The sequence below is a fragment of the Alcaligenes sp. PF14 genome, from assembly GCF_037150615.1.
In the GTDB taxonomy this organism is placed as follows: domain Bacteria; phylum Pseudomonadota; class Gammaproteobacteria; order Burkholderiales; family Burkholderiaceae_B; genus Alcaligenes; species Alcaligenes phenolicus.
Map to the genome: position 1 here is coordinate 1 of NZ_JBAGRS010000015.1, position 2,829 is coordinate 2,829.

The following is a 2,829-nucleotide window of genomic DNA, read 5'->3' on the forward strand; positions in this document are numbered from 1 at the left end:
CTTGTCCAAAACCACGCTGTCCTTGAGCGCCGGTTTAGGCTGGCGTCATGCCCTGGGTGACACCACACCCGAGCGTGAACTGGCCTTTGCCGCCTTGCCCGGTAGCAACTTCCGCATCAGCGGCGCGCCGATTGCCAAGAACGCCGCTGTGGCCGAATTGGGCGCTGAACTGAAAGCCGGCAAGAGCACATCCTTCGGTCTGAACTACCAGGGTCAGTTTGGCCGCAATCAGGACCATGCTGGCTCGCTATTCATGAAGGTACGTTTCTGATTTAAGGCCCCGAGGCGGGCTTGGCGTTCCGCCAATCCCGCGGCAGGCATAACAGACGGCCATCAAAAATCCCTGCGATGCGCGTGCATGGCAGGGGCCCACAAGAACACGACCTCAACAATACAGCAGCCCATAACTGCCGGTTTAAACGGCTATGCCGTTAAATTAAAGATGCCTTGAGAACCTCCAAGGCAGGTTTTCACAACGAGTGGCCACCCTCCTTAGAAGATCCAAGTAGATAAGACATGTCGAACAAGAAACGCAACACCTCTATGCTGGTGCAGATGGCTTTGTTAAGCCTGACTTTACCTGGCATCGTCCATGCCGATTCCGAGAGCTCACTGGAGCAATGGCACACCAAAGAATATAAGCGTCAACCCGGCCTGGACATGATCAATGCAGCCAAAGCCTATTCGCTGGGCTTTACCGGCAAAGGCGTCACGGTCGGTTATCTGGACTCGGGCATTCAGGCAAATCACCCTGAGTTTGCCGGCGCCATTGCTGGGGGCTTTGACTTTGCCAACAATACCCCCTACGCCAATGGCCAAGGAGTCGATACTCAGCCCCCTGCCGGACACGGGAGCCATGTTGCCGGAATCATTGGTGCGAGACGCGACGAAGCAGGCATGCACGGCGTCGCCTTCAATAGCCAGCTTTTTGCGGTTGCCTACGGCATCAATACTGATGACGATGACGATGACGACGATGATGATGGTGGTGACGACACTACCCCGACTCCAGACGATATAAGGGCCTTTCAAGATCGAATGCTTTCTAATGGCTGGAACTATCTCGCCCAGTTCAAGCTGCCCATTATCAATAGCAGTCTGGGGCTCAATGACTGCTCAAGGTCCTATAACCCACCCTGCCATATTGTGGACTATGGCTCAGCTCAAAGCGCCCTAGAGGCTCAACCTCTGATCATTGAGTCCTTCAAGAACAGTGCGCAGGCTGGCTCCCTGATGGTATTTGCTACCGGCAATGAGTCTCAAGACCACCCTGATTTTCTGGCCGGCTCTCCCTACTGGTTTCCCGAACTGAAAGACAACTGGCTGGCCGTGACGGCAGTCGGGGAAGATGGTTCCTTGGCCGTCTACGCCAATAAATGTGGTGTTTCCGCCGAGTGGTGTTTGACCGCACCAGGGGGGCAGTGGGCCCCTGGCATTAACTCCGTCAACTCGGATGGAGGCTATATTTATAAAAGTGGCACCTCCATGGCATCGCCACACGTGGCCGGAGCGGCAGCGTTAGTTAAAGAAGCCTTTCCCTACTTCACGGCGTATCACCTGCAGCAAACCTTGCTGACCACCGCCACCCCTCTGGGAGACCCCAGCATTTTTGGCTGGGGCCTGATGAATGTGGGCAAGGCCGTGCAAGGGCCCGGGCAATTCACCCGCCTGTTCGATGTGGACACGCTAGGCTACAACTCCACCTTTGCCAATGACATCAGTGGCACTGGCGGCCTGCACAAGCGCGGCTCTGGCTCCCTGGAGTTGACGGGCAATAACAGCTATACCGGCGACACCACCGTCAGCGGCGGTCGTCTGGCCATCAATGGCACGCTGACATCTGCCGTCACCGTCGAGCGTGAGGGAACACTGGGGGGTTCCGGTACGGTTTCCAAAGTTGATAACTACGGCACCCTGGCTCCAGGCAACTCGGTTGGTACTCTGACCGTCAGCGGCGACTACACCGCCCATGCCGGTTCGGTGCATGAACTGGAAGTTGGCCCCGCTGGTGCAACAGATCGTCTGGTGGTTGGCGATGCAGCCCATATCGACGGCACACTGAAACTGGCCGGTGGCCCTTTTCGCCAGAACGTGGCCTATTCCTTTCTGGATGCGGCTAATGGTGTGACTGGTCAATACAGTCACATCACTTATGACATGGCTTTCCTGTCGCCCACACTGCTTTATGGCCCCAGCCTGTCCTTGATGATAAAGCGCAATGACACGCCGTTTGCCACCTTTACCAATACGGGGAACCAGAAAGCCGTGGCCAACGCGCTGGATACCGGCTCGGACCAGCCACCAGCCGCGATGGCTGAACTGTATGACACGGTGCTCAACGCCCAGTCTGGCAGCGTGGCAGGCTATATGGAACAGCTACAAGGTCAGATCCATGCAGGCACGACCTCGGCACTGCTTAGCAATGGGGACCTGCTGCCGCGCACCTTGGGTAAACAAGCCTCAGGCGCACGTAATAAAAACGGCAAAGACACCGTTTTGTGGGCCGAAGTGATTCACCAACAACGCGATCTGGACGGTAACGACAACAGCCAGGATGTTCGTCATAAAGTCGGAGGCCTGTTCCTGGGTGGCGATACCGCCATCGGCGAACAAGGCTGGCGCATGGGTGCCTCTCTGGGCTATCTGGAAAACCGCATCAAGCTGGACGACCGCCGTCAGACCTCACGCAGCAACAGCTACAGCGCCGCCCTGTACGGAACGCAAGCTTGGGAAATGGGTTCGGGTAGTCTGAGTCTGCTGGCAGGTGGTGCTTATACCCGCCACAGCCTGGACAGCGAGCGTTCCATCTCTGTTCACCAATACGAAACA

Annotated in this window: 2 protein-coding genes; both read left to right on the forward strand. The window is 56.7% G+C overall.

The features are described from left to right. Nucleotides 1–271: autotransporter outer membrane beta-barrel domain-containing protein (locus tag WFM49_RS18450; protein ID WP_336974833.1), on the forward strand; the 271-nt coding region annotated here is incomplete at its 5' end. Between the two features lie 245 nt (nt 272–516). Further along, nucleotides 517–2,829: S8 family serine peptidase (locus WFM49_RS18455; RefSeq protein ID WP_336974836.1), on the forward strand; the 2,313-nt coding region annotated here is incomplete at its 3' end.